The sequence below is a fragment of the Bradyrhizobium sp. USDA 4472 genome (assembly GCF_054058595.1).
On sequence record NZ_JBSSAM010000001.1, the window covers coordinates 4,985,829 to 5,006,416 of the forward strand.

At 63.7% G+C, this 20,588-nt stretch carries 16 protein-coding genes; 7 read left to right on the plus strand and 9 right to left on the minus strand.

Annotated features, from left to right (window positions below):
• The first annotated feature begins 51 nt into the window (after positions 1-51).
• The 5 genes from ACVWZ4_RS23225 to ACVWZ4_RS23245 all read left to right on the plus strand — a co-directional run bounded on the left by ACVWZ4_RS23225 (position 52) and on the right by ACVWZ4_RS23245 (position 5,411).
• Entirely contained in the window at positions 52-1,245 is a 1,194-nt protein-coding gene (locus ACVWZ4_RS23225; protein WP_456741275.1) for a pyridoxal-phosphate-dependent aminotransferase family protein, read from the plus strand.
• Positions 1,246-1,275: 30 nt separating this feature from the next.
• Positions 1,276-2,070, plus strand: coding sequence for an enoyl-CoA hydratase/isomerase family protein (locus ACVWZ4_RS23230; RefSeq protein ID WP_456704705.1), 795 nt, complete (start codon positions 1,276-1,278; stop codon positions 2,068-2,070).
• Positions 2,071-2,288: 218 nt separating this feature from the next.
• Complete coding sequence (locus ACVWZ4_RS23235) at positions 2,289-3,263, plus strand: Bug family tripartite tricarboxylate transporter substrate binding protein (protein ID WP_456735793.1); 975 nt, start codon at positions 2,289-2,291, stop codon at positions 3,261-3,263.
• A 76-nt stretch (positions 3,264-3,339) separates the two neighbouring features.
• On the plus strand, positions 3,340-3,882 hold the full coding sequence (locus tag ACVWZ4_RS23240; protein WP_456704703.1) for a tripartite tricarboxylate transporter TctB family protein: 543 nt from the start codon (positions 3,340-3,342) through the stop codon (positions 3,880-3,882).
• Positions 3,883-3,893: 11 nt separating this feature from the next.
• Positions 3,894-5,411, plus strand: a complete 1,518-nt coding sequence (locus ACVWZ4_RS23245; RefSeq protein WP_456790341.1) for a tripartite tricarboxylate transporter permease — start codon at positions 3,894-3,896, stop codon at positions 5,409-5,411.
• Between the two features lie 53 nt (positions 5,412-5,464).
• Here the strand turns inward: ACVWZ4_RS23245 and ACVWZ4_RS23250 are convergent, their stop codons facing one another.
• The gene (locus ACVWZ4_RS23250; protein ID WP_456790342.1) at positions 5,465-6,658 is read right to left on the minus strand and encodes a CaiB/BaiF CoA transferase family protein; all 1,194 of its coding nucleotides are present in this window, start codon (positions 6,656-6,658) and stop codon (positions 5,465-5,467) included.
• Between the two features lie 419 nt (positions 6,659-7,077).
• Between ACVWZ4_RS23250 and ACVWZ4_RS23255 the strand changes: the two genes are divergently transcribed.
• Positions 7,078-9,831 (plus strand): NF038122 family metalloprotease, encoded by a 2,754-nt coding sequence (locus tag ACVWZ4_RS23255; RefSeq protein WP_456790343.1) that lies wholly within the window; start codon positions 7,078-7,080, stop codon positions 9,829-9,831.
• Between the two features lie 298 nt (positions 9,832-10,129).
• On the plus strand, positions 10,130-11,707 hold the full coding sequence (locus ACVWZ4_RS23260; RefSeq protein ID WP_456790344.1) for a lipopolysaccharide biosynthesis protein: 1,578 nt from the start codon (positions 10,130-10,132) through the stop codon (positions 11,705-11,707).
• Positions 11,708-11,718: 11 nt separating this feature from the next.
• On the opposite strand, the gene ACVWZ4_RS23265 is transcribed toward ACVWZ4_RS23260, so the two are convergent.
• From ACVWZ4_RS23265 to ACVWZ4_RS23300, 8 genes are all read right to left on the minus strand, one after another.
• Positions 11,719-12,927, minus strand: a complete 1,209-nt coding sequence (locus ACVWZ4_RS23265) for a glycosyltransferase (RefSeq protein ID WP_456790345.1) — start codon at positions 12,925-12,927, stop codon at positions 11,719-11,721.
• 70 nt (positions 12,928-12,997) lie between these two features.
• Positions 12,998-14,119: a DegT/DnrJ/EryC1/StrS family aminotransferase gene (locus tag ACVWZ4_RS23270; RefSeq protein WP_456790347.1), complete on the minus strand. Its 1,122-nt coding sequence runs from the start codon at positions 14,117-14,119 to the stop codon at positions 12,998-13,000.
• A complete protein-coding gene (locus ACVWZ4_RS23275; protein ID WP_456790348.1) occupies positions 14,116-14,562 on the minus strand; it encodes a hypothetical protein in 447 nt (148 codons plus the stop codon). The genes ACVWZ4_RS23270 and ACVWZ4_RS23275 overlap by 4 nt, the downstream gene beginning before the upstream one ends.
• Positions 14,563-14,690: 128 nt before the next feature.
• The gene (locus ACVWZ4_RS23280) at positions 14,691-15,863 is read right to left on the minus strand and encodes a CgeB family protein (protein ID WP_456790349.1); all 1,173 of its coding nucleotides are present in this window, start codon (positions 15,861-15,863) and stop codon (positions 14,691-14,693) included.
• A gap of 4 nt (positions 15,864-15,867) precedes the next feature.
• Positions 15,868-17,199 carry a hypothetical protein gene (locus ACVWZ4_RS23285; protein WP_456739076.1) on the minus strand — a complete coding sequence of 444 codons (1,332 nt, stop codon included), beginning with the start codon at positions 17,197-17,199 and terminating at the stop codon, positions 15,868-15,870.
• Between the two features lie 40 nt (positions 17,200-17,239).
• The gene (locus tag ACVWZ4_RS23290) at positions 17,240-18,202 is read right to left on the minus strand and encodes a UDP-glucuronic acid decarboxylase family protein (RefSeq protein WP_456738758.1); all 963 of its coding nucleotides are present in this window, start codon (positions 18,200-18,202) and stop codon (positions 17,240-17,242) included.
• 156 nt (positions 18,203-18,358) lie between these two features.
• On the minus strand, positions 18,359-19,108 hold the full coding sequence (locus tag ACVWZ4_RS23295) for a glycosyltransferase family 2 protein (RefSeq protein WP_456738757.1): 750 nt from the start codon (positions 19,106-19,108) through the stop codon (positions 18,359-18,361).
• 12 nt (positions 19,109-19,120) lie between these two features.
• Positions 19,121-20,521, minus strand: a complete 1,401-nt coding sequence (locus ACVWZ4_RS23300; RefSeq protein ID WP_456790350.1) for a capsular polysaccharide export protein, LipB/KpsS family — start codon at positions 20,519-20,521, stop codon at positions 19,121-19,123.
• Between the last annotated feature and the right edge of the window lie 67 nt (positions 20,522-20,588).

Below are 20,588 nucleotides of genomic sequence, written 5' to 3' on the forward strand. Positions count from 1 at the left end.
GGGCCGCCAGACGCAAAGCCAAGACAGACTTCAAGACCGGGAAGGACGCCTATGACCGTGCACACTGGAAGGCATTTTCTCCAGATTCCAGGGCCGACCAACGTGCCCGACCGCGTGCTGCGGGCGATGGACATGCCGACGCTGGACCATCGCGGCGCGGAATTCGCCGAGCTCGGTTTTGCCGCGATGGCCGCGATGCAGCGGGTGTTCCGCACCAAGCAGCCCGTAATCATCTTCCCGTCGTCCGGGACCGGCGCCTGGGAAGCGGCGATGGTCAACGTGCTCAAGCCCGGCGACAAGGTGTTGATGTGCGAGACCGGCCAGTTCGCCGTGCTGTGGCGCGGCATCGCCGATAAGTTCAAGCTCGCCGTCGACTTCATCCCGAGCGACTGGCGCCATGGCGCCGACCTCGCCGAGATCGAGAAGCGCCTCGCCGCCGACAAGCAGCACGCGATCAAGGCGGTCTGCGTCGTCCATAACGAGACCTCGACCGGCTGCGTGACACCGCCGCTTGAGGTGCGCAAGCTGCTCGACCGCGTCAAGCATCCGGCGCTCTTGATGGTCGATACCATCTCCGGCCTCGGCTCGATGGAGTACGAGCACGACGCCTGGGGTATCGACGTCTCGGTCGCGGGCTCCCAGAAGGGCCTGATGTTGCCGCCGGGCCTCGGCTTCAACGCCGTCTCGGAGAAGGCGCTCAGCGTTGCCAAAGCCAACGAGAGCATGCGCTCCTATTGGGACTGGCAGGAGGTCATCAACTTCAACAAGCTCGGGACTTTTCCCTATACGCCCGCCACCAATCTGCTGATGGGCCTGCGTGAAGCGGTCAGGATGCTCGAGGAGGAAGGGCTCGAGAACGTCTGGTCACGCCACAAGCGCCACAGCGCCGCGACCCGTGCGGCGGTGAAGGTCTGGGGCCTGGAGACGCAGTGCGCCGATCCTGCCGCGCACTCGCCGGCGTTGACCGGCGTGCGCGTGCCTGACGGACACGACGCCGACGCCTTCCGCAAGGTGGTGCTCGAGAACTTCGACATGTCGCTCGGCACCGGCCTGAACAAGGTCAAGGGCAAGGTGTTCCGCATCGGCCATATCGGCCATTTCAACGATCTGATGCTGATGGGCACACTCGCCGGTGTCGAGATGGGCCTGGATCTCGCAAAGATTCCGCACCGGAGCGGCGGCGTGCTGGCAGCTATGGACGTCCTGAAGGGGCGCGACGCAACGCCGATGACGCAGGTGGCCTGATCTATCTGACTGAAGAGGAATGAGCGCGCGATGAACGCACCGACTGCCAACGAAGACCTGCTCTACTCCGTCACGGACGGCATCGCGCGGATCACCTTCAACCGCCCGCAGGCCCGCAACGCCATGACCTTCGCCATGTATGACCGCATGGCGGAGATATGCCAGGAGATCAACGCCGACCGCGCGATCAAGGCGCTGATCCTCACCGGCGCCGGCGACAAGGCGTTTGCCTCCGGGACCGACATTTCGCAGTTTCGCGCCTTCAAGACGGCGCAGGATGCGCTTGACTACGAGGCACGCATCGATCGCGTGCTTGGCACGCTCGAGCAGTGCCGCGTACCCGTGATCGCGGCCATCGCCGGTGCCTGCACCGGCGGCGGCGCCGGCATCGCTGCGTGCTGCGACCTGCGCATCGGCACCGCGACCACGCGCATGGGTTTCCCGATCGCGCGGACGCTCGGCAACTGTCTGTCGATGTCGAACATCAGCCGCGTCGTCGCGCTGGTCGGACCTGCCCGCACCAAGGATCTGATCTTCAGGGCGCGTCTCGTTGAAGCGCAGGAAGCGCTGTCGCTTGGCCTGCTTACCGAAATCGTGCCTGATGTCGAGACGCTGCAGCGCCGCGCCGATGAGACTGCGAAGCTCGTTGCGAGCCACGCGCCGCTGACCCTGGAGACGACCAAGGAAGCGGTGCGCCGCATCCGTCCGACGCTGTCGCGCGAACAGGGCGAGGACCTGATCCTCAAGGCCTATATGAGCGAAGACTTCCGGGAGGGCATGGACGCCTTCCTCAACAAGCGCACGCCGAACTGGAAGGGTCGGTAGCTCCGGCATCGCGGCTTCTACGCAAGGGCTCCCGTTTTTCTGCGGGGCCGCCGCGGTTGCAACCAATCTCATTCCAAAGTCATAAGCGGTGCGTCGCCGGGCGGCTTGAACCGGCCGGCGTTCGCCAGCACAATGCAGTTCGACTTTCGCTTCCGCGAATTGCCAATCCGAACAAGAACATAGAGAATAATCTGGAGAAGACACGCGTGGGACATGGAATGAAGGCCGCAATGACCGTGGCGGCCGCTCTTTGGGTTGCGCCGGCACTTGCCGGCTGGGAACCGACCAAACCCGTCGAGATCGTGGTGGCGGCGGGTGCGGGCGGCGCTTCCGACCAGATGGCGCGGATGATGCAGGCCGCGATTCAGAAGAACAATCTGATGAAGCAGCCCATGGTGGTCTCGCTCAAGGGCGGTGCGTCCGGCGCTGAAGCGCTGATGTACATGAAGTCGAGCGAGGGCGATCCGAACAAGGTGCTGATCGCCTATTCGTTGATCTACATGCTGCCGCTCTCGGCCAAGATTCCGTTCAACTGGCGCGAGCTGACCCCGGTCTCGGTGATCGCGCTCGACCAGTTCGTGCTGTGGGACAACAGTGCCGGCCCGAAGACGGTGAAGGAATTCGTCGAGGCCGCGAAGGCGGCGAGCTCGCCGTTCAAGATGGGCGGCACCGGCTCCAAGCGCGAGGACCACGTGTTGACCGTTTTCCTCGAGCAGAAGACCGGCGCAAAGTTCTCCTATCTGCCCTACAAGTCCGGCGGCGAGGCCGCGACCCAGCTGGTCGGCAACCACATCGAGTCCAACGTCAACAACCCGAGCGAAAATCTGGAAGTCTGGCGCGCCGGCCAGGTGCGTCCGCTGTGCGTGTTCGACAAGGAGCGCATCTCCTACACAGCTAAGGTCACGGACACGCAGTCCTGGGCGGACATCCCCACCTGCAAGGAAGAGGGCGTCGACGTCCAGTATCTGATGCTGCGCGCGATGTTCCTGCCCGGCAAGGTCACGCCGGAGCAGCAGGCCTTCTATGTCGAGCTGTTCCACAAGGTGACGCAGACGGCCGAGTACAAGGACTACATGGAAAAGCAGGCGCTGAAGCCGATCTTCCTCACCGGCAAGGACATGGTGCAATTCCTCGAGGAGGACGACGCTACCAACAAGTCGCTGATGACGGAAGCCGGTTTCGTCGCGAAGTAACTGCTCTTCTTTCTTCTCCCTCTCCCCGTTCTTACGGGGAGAGGGAGAATTGGCCGCACTCCGTCCCTGACAAAGCATGTCCCAAACCGATCTCGAAATCGTCGTCGACGATCCGGCCGCGCCCGAAGAAAATTCGCCGTCCGTCGCGAGCTCGGGCACGGTCGAAATCATCACCTGTATCCTGCTGCTCGCGCTCGCCGCCATCCTCGGCTATGACAATTGGCGCACCGGTGCGTCCTGGGATTCGACCGGGCCCGAGCCCGGCTATTTCCCGTTCTATCTCTCCCTCATTCTCGGCGGTGGCAGCCTCTACGGCCTGATCGCCGCGTTCCTCGCGCGCCGCGGGGCAAGCGAGACCTTCGTCACGCGCGCGCAGGCGCGCCGCGTCATGGCGGTATTCGTGCCGACGCTGCTGTTCTGCGTCGTGACGCAGTTCCTGGGCCTTTATGTCGCGAGCTTCCTGCTGATTGCGGGCTTCATGCGCCTCGTCGGCAAGATCGCGATGTGGAAATCGCTGCTCACGGCTTTCCTGTTCACGGCGATCATGTTCGTCACCTTCGACATCGCCTTCGACGTCATCATGCCGAAAGGGCCGCTCGAAGCGGCGTTCGGCTACTAGGCGGACCCGCGATGGAAGCTTTCGGTCTCCTGCTTCATGGCTTTGCCGTCCTGCTGGCGTGGAAAACGCTCGTGCTGATGATGGTCGGGCTGGTGCTCGGCATCTTCGTCGGCGTGCTGCCCGGGCTCGGCGGCCCCAACGGCGTCGCCATTCTGCTGCCGCTCACCTTCACGATGGATCCGACCTCGGCGATCGTGATGTTGTCCTGCATCTATTGGGGCGCGCTGTTCGGCGGCGCCATCACCTCGATCCTGTTCAACATCCCGGGCGAGGCCTGGTCGGTCGCCACCACCTTCGACGGCTATCCGATGGCGCAGCAGGGCAGGGCGGCCGAGGCGCTGACCGCGGCGTTCACCTCCTCCTTCATCGGCTCGCTGGTTGCGGTGCTTCTCATCACCTTCCTCGCGCCGATGATCTCGTCGTTTGCGCTGAAGTTCGGCCCGCCCGAGTTCTTCGCGGTGTATCTTTTGACCTTCTGCTCCTTTGTCGGCCTCGGGCGCGAGGCCAAGCACAAGACCGTCATCTCGATGTCGCTCGGGCTTCTGCTCGCCGGCATCGGCATGGATACGGTCTCGGGCCAGCTGCGTATGACGTTCGGCTCGTCGGAGCTCTTGCGCGGCATCAACTTCCTCGTCGCCGTGATCGGCCTGTTCGGCATCAGCGAGATCCTGCTGACCATGGAGGAGCGGCTGGCGCTGCGCGGCCACGCCGCCAGCATTTCGCTCCGGGTCGTGCTTGGTGTGTGGAAGGACTTGCCGAAATACTGGGTGACGTTGCTGCGTTCCTCCTTCATCGGCTGCTGGCTCGGCATCACCCCCGGCGGCGCGATCGCGGCGTCCTTCATGGGCTACAATCTGGCGAAACGCTTCGCCAAGGATCCCGAGAGTTTTGGCAAGGGCCGTATCGAGGGCGTGTTCGCACCCGAAACCGCGGCGCACGCTTCCGGCACTTCGGCGCTGTTGCCGATGCTGGCGCTCGGCATTCCGGGCTCCGGCACCGCTGCGATCCTGCTCGGCGGGTTGATGGTGTGGGGCCTCAATCCGGGGCCATTGCTGTTCGTCGAGCACAAGGATTTCGTCTGGGGCCTGATCGCCTCGATGTATCTCGGCAATGTCGTCGGTCTCGTGCTGGTGTTGACGACGGTGCCGATCTTCGCCTCGATCCTGCGTGTGCCGTTCGCCGCAGTGGCGCCGATGATCGTGGTGTCCTGCGCGATCGGGGCCTATGCGATCCAGAACGCGATGTTCGACATCTGGCTGATGCTCGGCTTCGGTATCGTCGGCTACGTCTTCAAGAAGATCGGCATTCCCTTGGCGCCGTTCACGCTTGCACTCGTGCTCGGCAACCGCGCCGAGGATGCGTTCCGCCTGTCGATGATCGGCTCCGGCGGTGATCTCAAGGTGTTCTGGTCAAACGCTCTCGTTGGCTCGATTACGACGCTGGCGATCGTCCTGTTATTCTGGCCGGCGATCGGTGGGCTGGTCGCCCGGATCGGGTTGACGCAACGGACCAGAGCGACAACGCGCTGACGCTTTGCGGCGTGAGCGCCGGGCTTTTTCGTGGGCTATCTCAAGCGAGATGCTCAAACCACCTTGGCGGCTCTGAGCTGTGCGATCTCGTCGCCGCCGAAGCCGAATTCCTTCAGCACCTCGTCGGTCTGCTCGCCGAATTCCGGCGGGCGTGCCACCATCCGGCTCGGCGTGCGCGACAGTGTCACGGGCTGGCCCACCAGGCGGATGTGGCGGTCCTCGTCATTGGGCACGTCCTGCGCGATGCCGAGATGCTTGACCTGCGCGTCGTCGAACATCTGGTCGATGGCATAGATCGGGCCGCAGGGCACGCCGGCTTCGTTGAGCTCGCGCACCCAGGTCTCGGTCGGCTTCGTCACCGTGCGCTTCTCGATCTCGGCGTTGAGCGCGTCGCGGTTCTTGGAGCGGGCAGGGGCCGTCGCGTAGTCGGGATGATCGTAGAGTTCCGGCGCGCCGATCGCCTGCGCGCAGCGCTCCCAGATCCGTCCGCCCGTGGTTGCGATGTTGATGTAGCCGTCCGAGGTCTTGAACACGCCCGTCGGAATGCTGGTCGGATGGTTGTTGCCGGCCTGTTTGGCGACTTCCTTATCCATCAGCCAGCGCGCTGCCTGGAAGTCGAGCATGAAGATCTGGGCCTGGAGCAGTGAGGTCTGCACCCACTGGCCCTTGCCGGAGACCTCGCGCTCGAGCAACGCGGTGAGGATGCCGATGGCGCAGAACAGCCCCGCGGTGAGGTCGGCGACGGGGATGCCGACCCGCATCGGGCCTTGACCCGGCGCGCCGGTGATCGACATCAGTCCGCCCATGCCTTGCGCGATCTGATCGAAGCCCGGGCGCTTGTGATAGGGGCCGTCCTGGCCGAAGCCGGAGATGCTGCCATAGACGATGCGCGGGTTGATCGCTGCGACGCTCTCATAATCGATGCCGAGCTTCTTCTTCACGTCGGGGCGGAAGTTCTCGACCACGACGTCGGCCTTGGCGGCGAGGCGCTTGAACACGGCAAGCCCGCGCTCGTCCTTCAGGTTCAGCGTCATCGCCCGCTTGTTGCGGTGCAAATTCTGGAAGTCCGCCCCGCGCCGCGGGCCGCCCGGTTGCTCGCCGCCGGAATCCTCGGTCAACGCGTCGATCTTGATCACCGTGGCGCCCCAGTCGGCGAGTTGCCGCACGCAGGTCGGCCCGGAGCGGACTCGGGTCAGATCGAGCACGGTGAAGCGCGACAGGGCTTCCGAGGCATGCGGAAAGGGCATCTTGAATGGCTCCGGGAACAACTTGCGGGGCTACCATAGTGCCGAAAGATCGTGCGGCAAGCGTCGACTGCCGCGCCAATGCACCGACCGGAGAATATCTCGCGGAACCCACCTTGTGCTCGTGATCGCGCTCACGTCCAGCTGCGTGCGGTTGGTGGTGACGTCGTGCCAGCCATAGGCGAGCGCCCGCGATATGGGCCGGGCCGAAATTGCGCCGGCCGTAGGCGCTGGCCTGGAACAGGTCGGCGCAGCCCGTCGCGTCGCCGGTATGCTGTTTTGTCAACTGCTTTGCCCCGAGAAACGGAAAATTAACTTGGTAGCGTTGAACGTTCGGGTCTAATGGTGTGGTAACTTTGGGGCAAGCGTTCAGCTTCACTTTGCCCTCCCCTCGGAGCTGAACTCTAGTCGAGAGATAGCCGTTGAGATCGGACCCTACCCTGAATGAAGATCTGGTCTCCGACGATCCATTCTACACGGTCGTTGGTAATAGCATTCAGGGAAGTTACATCCCGGCGGGTTCGGCAGGCTCGGGATCTGGAGGGACGACGCCCGGCTCGGTCGTGTCGGTCACCACTGGCGGCATCACAATCAATCTCATTCTCGATGCCGCTGCGCAGGCTGCGCCGGCGAGCTTCAAGGACGGCCTGCAGCAGGCGGTCGCGATCCTGGCGGCCAACATTACCGACAAGATCACCGTTAACATCAATATCGACTACAGTGGCACAGGCGGTGGTGCAGCGGCCGGACCCGACAGCGGCTTCTACGAGAATTATTCGTGGGTCCACTCGCAGCTGGTGAACCACGCCAGCTCAGGCGACACCACCTTTAACAGCCTCCCGAGCGGGACTGCGATCCAGGGACAAACCAACGTCGCGGCCTGGAATGCGCAGCTGAAGCTTTGGGGTGTCATTGGTGCCAACGACACAACGACCGACGACGCCAGCGCGTATTTCTCAACCGACATCAATCCAAATCAATTAGTCGGTGTCGCGCTGCATGAACTGACCCACGCCATGGGCCGCGTGCCCTATGGCTCGGCGCCCGACGTGTTTGATTTCTTCCGTTTCACAAGCCAGAACGTCCGCCTTTTCCAGGGCGGCGCCACCGCGCCGGCGGCGTATTTCTCACTCGACAACGGCGCGACCAAGATCGCGGATTACGGCCAAAGCTCCGACCCGAGCGACTTCCTGAACAGCGGCGTGCAGGGGCCGAACGATCCCTTCAACGAGTACTACAGCGGCAGCACCACTCAAGGGCTGACATCGGTCGACCTGAAGCAGCTGGATGCTCTCGGATTTCACCTCGCCATCAACAATCCGATCGTGATCGAGTCGTTCGGCTCGACGAGTGTGGTGCAGATCGGAAACTACTATTACCTCGATCCCGTTGCCGGGGGGACCGGGCCGGAGTTGAAGTACGGCGGCAGCCCGTTGTCAGCCGCATCGTTGAATGGCTGGACGGTCATCGGCGCCGAGCAGACTTCCGGCGGCTATGAGGTGGCGCTGCATTCGCTGAGCGCCGATCAGTACACGGTCTGGACGACCGACAGCAGCGGCAATGTGGTCGGCAATGCAACCGGCGGGATCGTGTCGGGCGCAAGCTACGCGCTGGAGTCGCTCGAGCCTAGCTTTCACCAGGACCTCAATGGCGATGGGCAGATCGGTGCGTCCAGCACGGTGATCGAGTCGTATGGTTCGACCAGCCTCGTGAAACTCGGCGACAATTTCTTCCTCAATCCTGTGTCGGGCGGCACCGGGCCGGAATTGAAGTTTGGCCCCAGCCCGTTGTCAGCCGCATCGTTGAATGGCTGGGCGGTTATCGGCGCCGAGCAGACCTCCGGCGGCTATGAGGTGGCACTGCATTCGCTGACCGCTGATCAGTACACGGTCTGGACGACCGACGGCAGCGGCAATGTGGTCGGCAATGGGACTGGCGGGGTCGTGTCGGGCACGAGCTACGCGCTGGAGTCGCTCGAGCCCAGCTTCCATCAGGACCTCAATGGCGATGGGCAGACCGGCGCGCCCAGCACGGTGATCGAGTCGTATGGTTCGACCAGCCTCGTGAAACTCGGCGACAACTTCTTCCTCAATCCTGTCTCGGGCGGCACCGGGCCGGAATTGAAGTTTGGCCCCAGCCCGTTGTCAGCGGCATCGCTGAATGGCTGGGCGGTTATCGGCGCCGAGCAGACTTCCGGCGGCTATGAGGTGGCGCTGCATTCGCTGAGCGCCGATCAGTACACGGTCTGGACGACCGATAGCGGCGGCAATGTGGTCGGCAATGGGACCGGCGGGGTCGTGTCGGGCGCAAGCTACGCGCTGGAGTCGCTCGAGCCGAGTTTTCACCAGGACCTCAATGGCGATGGGCAGACCGGCGTGCCCAGCACGGTGATCGAGTCGTATGGTTCGACCAGCCTCGTGAAACTCGGCGACAACTTCTTCCTCAATCCTGTTTCGGGCGGCACCGGGCCGGAATTGAAGTATGGCGCCAGCCCGTTGTCAGCCGCATCGTTGAACGGCTGGACGGTTATCGGCGCCGAGCAGACCTCCGGCGGCTATGAGGTGGCGCTGCATTCGCTGAGCGCCGATCAGTACACGGTCTGGACGACCGACAGCAGCGGCAATGTGGTCGGCAATGCAACTGGCGGGATCGTGTCGGGCGCAAGCTACGCGCTGGAGTCGCTCGAGCCCAGTTTTCACCAGGACCTCAATGGCGATGGCCAGACCGGCGCGCCCAGCACGGTGATCGAGTCGTATGGTTCGACCAGCCTGGTGAAGCTTGGCGACAACTTCTTCTTCAATCCTGTTTCGGGCGGCACCGGGCCGGAATTGAAGTACGGCGGCAGCCCGTTGTCAGCGGCATCGTTGAATGGCTGGACGGTTATCGGCGCCGAGCAGACCTCCGGCGGCTATGAGGCGGCACTGCATTCGCTGACCGCCGATCAGTACACCGTCTGGACGACCGACAGCAGCGGCAATGTGGTCGGCAATGCAACTGGCGGGATCGTGTCGGGCGCAAGCTACGCGCTGGAGTCCCTCGAGCCCAGCTTCCATCAGGATCTCAACGGCGATGGAGCGACGGGCGTTGCTACGGCACCGGCACCTCAAACAACTCCGGCGACGCAGGTCAATGTTGTCTTGGCCCATCTATTGGCTAGCCATGACCTGATCCAATAGTTCCAACACGGCCGGCTGCGTCGTCTGCGCGATCCGGCCCTTCTGGCCGAGCCGGCTGCGTCCTTTTGTTGGAAGTCGACGCAATCACTACCGAGCGGTGCCGGCGAGAGGCCGGAATCCTGCCGCCTATCTCCCCGGGAAAGAGGTTTCAAATTTCCCGTTTTGATTTGATCGGGGTTGAAGGCACAGGGCATCGGAACTAGTTTGCCGGCTTGGTGCTTCCGCGGCGCCGGTGGCGGATGGTCTTTGAGCTTGTCGTACCAGGATCAACGGCTCTTGGGCCAGGAAGGTTCTGGGTTTGACCGACGCGCAGAGTGATGTGGCAGGCAACACAGGAGAGACTGTCGGGCCAGGCGGTGGCCGCCTGCGTCGCCTTGTCTGGGGCTGGTCTGCAAATCTTATCCAGATGGGGCTGGGGCTGACGCAGCAATTGCTGTTGATCCCGGCTTTCCTGCATGTCTGGAGCGGGGACGTGCTCGCGGCGTGGCTCGCCATCTATGCCGCAGGCGGGCTCGTGGTCGTGGCGGATGCGGGGTTGCAGCTTCGTGCGATCAACCGGTTTCTCGGCTTCAGGTCCTGTGCCGCCGCCGACGGGCGCACCGCGTATTTCTATCGGGCCACGCTGCGGATCTATCTCACCCTCGTCGCAGGTCTCGGCGTGCTCCTGTGCGCGGCCGTCCGTCTCGCGCCACCTTCCGTGGTGCTCGGTTTTCAGGCGACGCCGACCTTCGATGCCGCGATGCTGGTGATGACGCTGGGCATGATCCTGGGCTTGCCCGCCAACCTCGCCTCCGGCCTGTATCGTGTGCGCGGGCAGTATGGTCGCATCGTCTGGCTGCAAAACGCCGCCCTGCTGCTCGGCCAGCTCGCGCAGCTTGTCGCGCTATTCATGTTCGGAAGCCTGCTCGCGGTGGCGATCGCCTTCGTGTCGATGCAGCTGCTGTTCACGATCTTCGTCGTCGCCTTCGATGCGCCGCGTCTGTTTCCGTTCCTCCGGCGGACCGCGAAGCCGGGTCACGTCGCGCCGTCGTGGCGCTGGGGCATTGGTCAGCTCGGCCGTGCGCTGCCCTTTGCAGTCGCCAGCTTCACCGAGCTCGCGCTCGTCAACGTTCCGGTCCTGCTCGTCTCCGCGCTCGTCGCCGACCGCGTCGCGGTGGCGCAATGGGGGCTGACACGCGTGATCGCGAGCCTGGTGCGCGGGCTGTGTCTTCAGCTGACTTTGCCGTTCGGCGCCGAGCTCGGCCATGATTATGCGATCGGCGACAACGAGCGGCTGCGCCGCCACTATGCCTATGGTTCGGTTTTCGTGACGGGGCTCGCCTGCCTGGTCGTTGCCGGCATGCTGCCGTTCTGGCCCGACTTCTTCGCGCTGTGGACCCATGGCAGCATTCCCTATGATGGTCCGCTGGCGGTGACGCTGCTGCTCGGCTCGGCTGCGGTCGCGCCCTCGCTGCTGGCGCTGGTTTTTGCCAGTCACAGCAATCGCGGTGAGCTTTTGATCCGGACCAAGGGCCTCCAGCTCGTCGTCTTCCTGGCGCTGTCGTTCGCGCTGATCCCTCGGCTCGGACCGCTCGGTGCCGCGTTTGCCGTGGTCGCGAGCGACATCCTCATCCAGTTCGGCCTGCTCGGCCTGGTGATCATGCGTCAGACGCTGCATGGGCCATTCAGGCACATTGCATTCCTGCTGCTCATGGCGGTCGCCATCGTGGCGTCGGGCTGGCTGATCGGGACGACGATCACCGCGCTCGTGCCGGGGAGCGGGCTTGCACACTTCCTCGCCGAATGCGCGGCCTGGCTGATCGTGTTTGGCGTGCTTGCAAGCCCGCTTGCGAGCACGACGGTGCGTGAGCGGCTGATGGCGCTGGTTCCGGCGTAGAGTGGACTAGACTAACGCGGCGTCAGCGCCAACCGGTGCTTCAGCCGTTCCAGACGGCGGGCGAATTCCGCCTGGCCAGCCTTGGTCTCCTCGGCAAATTGTGCGAGCCGCCGGTGACCGGCCTCGCTCAGACGCGCGCGCGTGCCTTCGGTGCGGAGATTGACGATGGCGTCCGCGAGCGAGTTCGGGTCGTCATAGTCGAACAGGATCGCGGCGTCTCCGGCCTGCACCTTGAAGGCCTCGGGATAGATCACGGGCGTGCCCACCGCCCATGCTTCGAGCGGCGGAAGGTTGGTCGGGCCAAAAAAGCTGGGCATCGCCAGTGCCGCGGCGCCACGGTACAACGCGCCCAGTTCGGAGGATTCGACGAAACCGATGATCGAGACTTGCTCCGACAGTCCATACGCCTTGATCGCCGCAACGATCTTGTCGCGACCGCCGCGATCCGAGCCGCACAGCACCACTCGTTCGGTGATGCCCCGTTCGCGCAACAAAGCGAGCGCGGCGAGCAGCGTGATGTGGTTCTTGTGCGGCCAGAATTGCGCCGGATAGAACAGATAGCCCGGCTCAAGCCGGTATTTTGCCAGCACGGCCGCATCCGCGGCGGCATCGGGCACGGACTTGCTCACATAGGTCGACGGCGAGAACGGAATGCAGATCGCGCGCTCCCGCTCCATGCCGTAGCGGCGATAGAGAGCCTCGGTCAATTCCGGCGTGTTGATGATGACCATCGCCGCCTTGATGCTCGCGAGGCCGAACAGAAGTTCACGCCGTTCAAATTCGCCAAACGTCCTGACCTCCGGAAATTCGGGCGTGTCGCGATGCGAGCCGTCGAAGATCGTGATGATGAATGGCAGTTGATAAAGCAGCAGATGGCGTTTCGATGTCGAGGTGAAATGCACGACATCGATCCCGTCGCGGATCAGGGCTCGCTCGAAAGCCGACCGGAGCTCCAGCCCGATCTGGACCAGGTCGAACGGCCGGCAATATTTCAGGAACAGGAAGACGTAGTCCAGTACGCCGAATTTCAGCAGGCGCGCCTCGACCCCGAACTCCCTGACGATCTCCAGAGTTCGCGGGTAGGGCGAATAGACCACGATCTCGTTGCCGGAGCCGGCAGCCCAGTCGCGCAGCCATAGCAGGTCGTTCAGAGGCTGCTGGAATCCGCCGCCGACCTCGAGCGCCTGCTCCAACATGACGGCAAGTCGCAACGGTCTCATGATGGGACGCTTCTCTTCGCGATCCGAGGGCGGGCCATGGTCTTCCGGAGATGATCCATCGCGTCGTCGGTCACGACAGAATCTCCTTCAGCGCCTCTGCGGAGCGCGCGATCTCGTGGTCGGTCAGGGCAAGCCCGCTCGGCAGGTAAAAACCGCGCCGGGCGATGGTTTCCGCATTCGGATGGGATTCATCGAGCATCAGCCCCATCCGGCGCAGCACCGGCTGCTCGTGCATGCACCAGAAGAACGGCCGCGTGCCGATGCCCTTGTCGCCGAGGCGGCGCATCGCCTCCCTGGCGTCGAACGGGACCTCCTCGCTCAGCACGACGCCGTAGACCCAGTAGATGTTGTCGGCGTAGTTGGTGCGGGCGACCGGGCGGCGGATGCGATCGATGCCGGCGAGGTGCTCGTCGTAGAGCCGGCCGATCCGGCGCTTGAGCTCGACCGTGCGCGGCAACCGCTCGACCTGGGCGACGCCGAGCGCGGCCTGCAAATTGGTCATCCGCGCGTTCCAGCCGAGCTCCTCGTGCACGAAGCGCTGCTGCGGCTGGAAGCAGAGGTTGCGATAGCCTTGCAGCCGATCGGCGAGCGCGTCGTCGTCGGTGAGGATCATGCCGCCTTCACCGGTGGTGACGTGCTTGTTGGGATAAAAGCTGAAGGTCGAGACATCGCCGAAGCTGCCGCAGGGTGCACCGCGATAGGTCTGGCCGTGCATCTCGGCGGCGTCCTCGATCACCTTCAGATCGTGCTTGCGGGCAAGCGTCAGGATCGGTTCGAGATCGACCGGCAGGCCGTAGATGTGGACCAGCATGATCGCGCGCGTGCGCGGCGTGATCGCAGCTTCCACGCCCTCGGCCGTCATGTTCCAGGTCGCAGCATCGCAGTCGACCCCGACGGGAACGAGGCCGGCGCGCACGATCGCCGCGGCGCAGCTGATGATCGTGAAGGTCGGCATGATGACCTCGGAGCCTTCCTCGATCCCGAGGGCATGGACGGCGATGTCGAGCGCGACAGAGCCGTTGGTCACCGCGATGCCGTGGCGCCGCCCTGCGGCCTCCGCCATCGCCTGCTCGAAGCGCTTGATGAAGGGACCCTCCGACGAGATCCAGCCGGTCCGAATGCATTCGGCGAGATAGTCGGCTTCGTTGCCGTCGAGCAGTGGCGTGTTGACGGGAATGAACGGCGCGGTCACGGATTGGGGCCCTTGATCCGGATTTCGGAGGGCGCGGCCTCGGGAAACCGGGTCTTGTCGTTCTCGCCGGAATAGGGGCCCTGCTTGATCTCGAACATTTCGAGCGGCTCGAGCACGTGGAAGCCGTGGGCGCCGCTGCACAGCAGGATGATGTCGCCCGCGCCGAGCACGCGGCTCTCCAGGTAGTTTTCGTCCGTCGTGTAGAAGTCGACCTGGAGCTTGCCCTTCTGGATCAGCAATACTTCCTGGGTGTAGTGCACCTCGCGCGTCACCTTGTTGTGGCGATGCGGCTCGATGCTCTTGCCCTTGGGATGGCTCATGAAGGCCAGCTGTTGCGACAATTCCGGCGTCGAAAAGAAGTGGATACCCGGCTCGCGAAACGAGGCGCGCACGATGATCGCGTAGAGCTGGTCGCCGAATCGAACATGTTCGACGTGTTCCATCCTGAGCCTCGACAAAAAGTGCTGTAATTAGAGTGACATAGCGTCAGTGCCGGGCACTTTGGCCATTTTGGCCGGGACCGTCAAGGGTTGAGCGGAAATACGACCGAGGCGGACGTAGCCGCCTGGATTTACGCGACGAATGCCAGGATATCTTCGACGCGGCTGCGAAACGTGTGGGCGGCAAATGTTCTGGCCTGTCCCGCCCGGGCGATGGACAGGCGTGCCGCGTCGTCGGCGAGATAGCGCTCGATCATCGCAAGGCAGTCCTCGACACTGCGCCACGCCACCACCTCGTTTTCGGAGAACAGGGTGTGGAGGTTGTCCTTGAAGTCGGTGAGCAGGAACGCGCCGACGCCGGTCGCCTCGAACAGCCGGGCATTGCCGGCCTCGCGGCCCGCCATGTCGATGTGCGAATTGAGCGTGACGCGCGAGGCGCGCAGCGCCTGGTACATCTCCACGCCCCACACTTCGCCCTGATAGCAGCGGTGCAGGGGCGAGGAGGCAGGGAGGGTGTGCAGGCCGCTGCCGAACAGTTTCAGATCGTAGCGACGCGCCACGGCCTCGAGCTGCGCGACGCGGATCTGGTGGTCCGCCGACACGGCGCCGACGAAGGTGACGTCGAAGCTTTGCGAGGGCGGCGGCGGCAGGACGTCGAGGATCTCGGGTTCGAAGGCGAGGTGGACCACTTCGGCGCGCGCGCCGTGCCTGCGGAAGAACTCCACCACATGGACCATCTGGGAGATCATGAGATCGTAGACCGACCAATCCTCACCGTGCGAGGGCGAGATGCCCACCTGGCCGATCATGACCGGGCGGCCGATTCCCTTGATCCGTCGCGCCAGACGGGTGTCGATATGAAATAGATCCTGGTTGAGCACGAGATCGGGCTTGAAATCCTCGATCTGCGCCAACAGGACATTTTCCGCCTCCGCATCGAGGCGCGGGCTCAGGCCAACCTTGCGCGCGAGCGGTCTCAGCATCGGTTTGAACGGGGCGACGGCGCGGTGCAGCCAGGATGGAATGGCATCGCGCGCGACCGTGCCCGGTGGCGGCGGCGGCGTGACCGCGAGGCCGTGCTCGCGCGCCCAGGCCGCCTGCATCCAGACATTGTTGACGTGGATGTCGGCCGCGACGTATCCGAGCCTGGCGAAGTTGCGGGAATAAAAGTCGGCAACGCCGAACATGCTGGCGTTCCGGGCCGTCATCTGCGCGCCGTAGCCGGCGTTCCCTAGCCCCGCATGACGCCGGTAGAGCCAGGAGAGAAAGCGCGGATAGTCGGCGTTGAGAATCAGGATGCGCATGTCGTCACGGCTTCGGTTCGAACAGGCTGCGGGGCATCACGTACCAGAGCAGGAACAACAGGATAAGGCCGTGGGTGAGCAGGGCGACCGAGAGCGGCACATTGAGCAGGATGTGCGGCAGCACGCCTGACGACATCAGGATGAAACGGGGCGGCAGGCCCGCCGCGGCCCTGTTGCCGAGCGCCAGCACCAGGCCTGATGCCAGCGCGCTCACGGGAGCGAGCCAGAGACCGACGGAAGCGACGCCTTCGGTCGCAAACAACGAGGCGTTCAGGTTACCCAAGCCGTAGGTGTTCTGCATCACGACGGCAATTGGCTCCTGGTAGGGGCAGTGCATCAGCGGCTTGAGGACGGATATCTGACAGAACCAGGTCAGCGGGTGGCCGGCGAAGAAATGGTTGTAGATGTCGAGCGCGCTGGATGGGGTCGCGATCATCCTGATGTTGATGAGGTCGAACATCCGTATGCGGGCTGCGTCCGCTATCGGATAGAAGGCGGTATGATAGACGGATGCCAAGCTGATCGATGTCAGGATGACGCCGGCGAGCATCGGAAGGAAAAGCGTCAGAAGTATCGAGGTCCGCGCTGCGAAGATACGAGAAAGGACGGCTAACCCGATGATCCAGACCGGCGTGAAGAAAGCGAATTTGGTCAGGGTGATGGGGTAGAGCAGCAGAAGCAGGACCAGGATCAGCGCCGCTCGCCAGCGATATCCAAGCAGCCAGTAGCAGGCGAACGCAAAGGGCAGCAATGTGCTGGAGACCCAGCCCAACAGGTATCGCAGCGCGCCCGGAAATTCGAGTGAATCGCGGTAGTCGTAGATCTGCGCGATCGAAACCGTGCGGAAATTGTAGGTCGAGGCGACCACGATGGTGCCGATGGAGACCACCAGGATCAAGGTGAGCAGATGCTCGAATTGGGCGCGCGTCGGCGTGACGATTTGCCGAAATGGCGCCTGGGTGAACAGCGCGGGCAGCAGAAACAGCACGAGCGACAATGCTGCCGAAAGCCCTGCGAGCAAACGCGGGTAGCTGTAGTCGGAGAACACGACGATCCAGAGGAAGCCCAGGATCATCGTGTAGAAATAGAACCCGGCGAAATAGCCGAAGCTGAAGCGCGCAACGGCGAACAGCAGCGATACCACGGAGAAGGCGAGTGCGACGGCGACCGCGATCCAGAGACGCTCGTCGCTGAAATGGATGTAGGACTGGACGGTCGCGACCTTGATCAGCGACAGGCAGGTGACGGCGCTGTGCAACAGCAACAGGATCGTCAATGCACTCTTCGAATCCAGCCGGGATCGGATATCTCCTGTGAAGCCGGACATTGCCTTCATGGCCGACGGCGCGCTGCGGTCATGGGCGTAGCGAGCCGGCTCAGGCGATTTCAAGCGCATGCTTGAAATAAGCGATCGTCTCCTTCAGGCCGTCCTCGAGTGCAACCTTCGGCTGCCAGTTCAGCGCCGCCTTCGCCTTGGCCAGGTCGGGCTGGCGCTGACGCGGGTCGTCCTGCGGCAGCGGCTTGAACACCAGCTTGGAGCGCGAGCCCGTGAGCTTGATGACTTTCTCGGCGAGCTCGCGGATGGTGAACTCGGAATTGTTGCCGAGATTGATCGGGCCGGTCACGTCCTCGTCCGTCGCCATCAACCGCATGATGGCCTCGACGAGATCGTCGACGTAGCAGAAGGAACGGGTCTGGCCGCCGTCGCCGAACACGGTGATGGGCTCGCCCTTGAGGGCCTGGACGATGAAGGACGATACCACGCGTCCATCATTGGGCTGCATGCGCGGACCATAGGTATTGAAGATGCGCGCCACCTTGATTGGCAGGCCGTGCTGGCGCCAATAGTCGAAGAACAGCGTCTCGGCGCAGCGCTTGCCTTCGTCGTAGCAGGAGCGGATCCCGATCGGGTTGACGTTGCCCCAATAATCCTCGGTCTGGGGATGGATCAGGGGATCGCCGTAGACCTCGCTGGTTGATGCCTGGAAGATTCGCGCCTTGAGCCGCTTGGCGAGACCCAGCATGTTGATCGCGCCGTGCACCGACGTCTTGGTGGTCTGTACGGGGTCGCGCTGGTAGTGGATCGGGGAAGCCGGGCAGGCCAGGTTGAAGATCGCGTCGACCTCGATGTAGAGCGGGAAGGTGACGTCGTGCCTGACAGCCTCGAACAGCGGGTTTGCGATCAGATGGGCGATGTTGCGGCGGCTGCCCGTGAAGTAATTGTCGGCCGAAACAACTTCGGCCCCGGTCGCGAGCAGCCGCTCGCACAGATGCGAACCGATGAAGCCGGCGCCACCGGTCACGAGGATGCGGCTCGTCTTGTAGCTTTCAAACGGCATGTATCGGTTCCAACTAAGTCTCGGGACGGCCTTGTGCGATGGGGCCGCCAGAGTGGTATCGGCAACGGCCGGAGTAGCCAATAGCCAAGTCGCCAGCGGGGATGAGGTATTTTAATACCTGAATCTCGCGGATCGCCCGGGATGGGCAGCCCGGGGCTAGAATTCCCGCCTCTTTAGCCACGCGCGCGCGCCCCAATGGCCGAAGCACCAGGCCGATTTGACGAGCGGCAGCTTCTCGACGTTCCGGTAGATGTTCCAGACCCATTTGGCTGACCGCATCGGCCGGCTGGAGACCGAGGAGCCCCTGACGCGGTAGCGCGCCAGATCCTCGTTGAGGCCGTGGGCGAGGTGGCCGCGCCTGAGGATCGAGAGCCACAGGCAGAAATCGTCATAGCCCTCGTCCGTCATCGCGACGGGCCCCGAAATCTCGCGGTCGACCAGAGCCGTCAACGTCGCAATCGAGGTGTTTTTCAGCAGCTGGTCATAGCTCAACTGCGGCGGCACCTCGATCAGCCGGCCGGACATGGTGTTGGCCTCGTCGATGCGGCGGAACGCGGTGTAGCTGAGCGCGGCGCGCTTTTCGCGCGCGAAGGCGAGCTGGCGTTCGAGCTTGGCGGGGAGCCAGAGATCGTCGCTGTCGAGGAAGGCGAGATAGCGGCCCTGAGCCTGGTCGATCGAGGCCTGGCGCGCCAGTGCGGGGCCGCCGTTCTTCGCCTGCCGGATCAGCTTGACCCGAGGGTCGCGCGTGCCGATGGCGGCGATGATCTCGGGCGTCCGGTCGGTCGAGCAATCGTCCGTGATCAACAATTCCCAGTCGTCGAAGGTCTGTGCCTGCACCGAATGAATGGTTTCCTCGATGAAGCGCTCGACGTTCCAGGACGGCATGATGATGGAGACGAGGGGCATCGCGTGATCCGTTCAGTCCGCAGCCGCGGTGTCGAGGACGGCGCTGCGCAGCGAGGCCGCGAAAGTGTCGAGCAGCTTGGGATCGCTGATATAGAGCTCGCCCGGATACGACCGTCGCCAGGCCGCCTCGAAATAGGGCGCGGTCGCAGCCGGATCGAACGCCCCGGCGGCAAGCGCCTCGCGCAGGCGTGCCGGCACGTCACGCAGGCGGTCGGCGGTGGTGATCAGCGGGCACGAACCGTAGAAGGCATCGCCCATCACCACGACCGGCTTGCCGAGCAGCAGCGCTTCGGCGCCGGACTTGCTGTTGACGGAGATCACTGCATCGGCGCGGTTCAGCACAGTGTAGTTGTTGGTGTGCGGCGGCAGCAGCACGAAATTGTCGAAGCGGCGCGCCAGTTCGAGCAGGCGATCGGCCGCAATCGCGCCGATCTGGGCGGGATGCTCTTTCGCGACCAGCACATGCGAATCCGGAATCGTCCGCAGCAGGAAGTCGACGGTCGCGATCTGGTCCAAATAGTCAGGCGAGCGCAGCGTCAGCGCCATGTCGGCCGGCACGTGGAAGGGATAGTACACGAAGCGGTTTTCCGGAATCGGGCGGTACACCTTCTTCAGCCGCGTCGCGTTGACGGCCATCACGGCGTGCACGCGGGCATGGCGCAGATTGTGGCCGAACTCCTGATGCTTGCCGAGCGCGAACTGGTCCCAGAGCTTTTCGGCAAGACGGCGCGAGTTGCGCAGACTGAGGACCTTCTTGAAGGCCGCCGAATAGTGATGCTGGTCCTTCTTCGGGATGACGATGGCCTGCTGCTTGAGGGTATCGTCGAGATAGGCGCGCACCTCAGGCGAAACCGCTTCGGCAGGCCGAGCCATCACCTGCGGCGCGGCGAGGCTGTCCGGCGTGAAATACATCCGTCCGCGGAAGAACGACGGTTCGATGAACCAGTTTCGTATGCCACGGCGCTTGGCGGCATAGAAGCTCGAGATCACCGACAGGAAGCCGCCCAGTTCCTGGACCAGCACCGCACGTTTGCCTTCTGCTTCAAGCCGGTCGAGCAGCGCTTCCATGGCATTGGCGTAGATCATGAAGCGGCGGCGCAACGCGGCGGTGTCGCGGATGCCGAAGGTGAAGCGCTCGTGGCTGAACAGGAGATTGCTGCCGTCGAGGCCGTAACTTGCAATGCGTGCATCGAAGGCCTTGGCGTCGCCGTTCGATGCGCCGGTCCGTTGACCCTCGCGGTACATGTTCGTGACCGGCACGCCCGCGGCCTCCGACATCTCGGCGCTGCGATCGTCGAAGGCGAGCAGTTCGACCTCGTTGCCGGCCGCGCGCAGGCGCTGCGCCACCGGAATCCAGAACCGGGTCTGGTATTCGGCGAGGGTCGTGATCAGGATTGTCTTGCCGGCTTGCATCGGTGGCGAGAGCGCTTTGTGTGGGGAGGGCGAGCGTTTCAATCGGTGCGGGGGCGCACGCATCGGA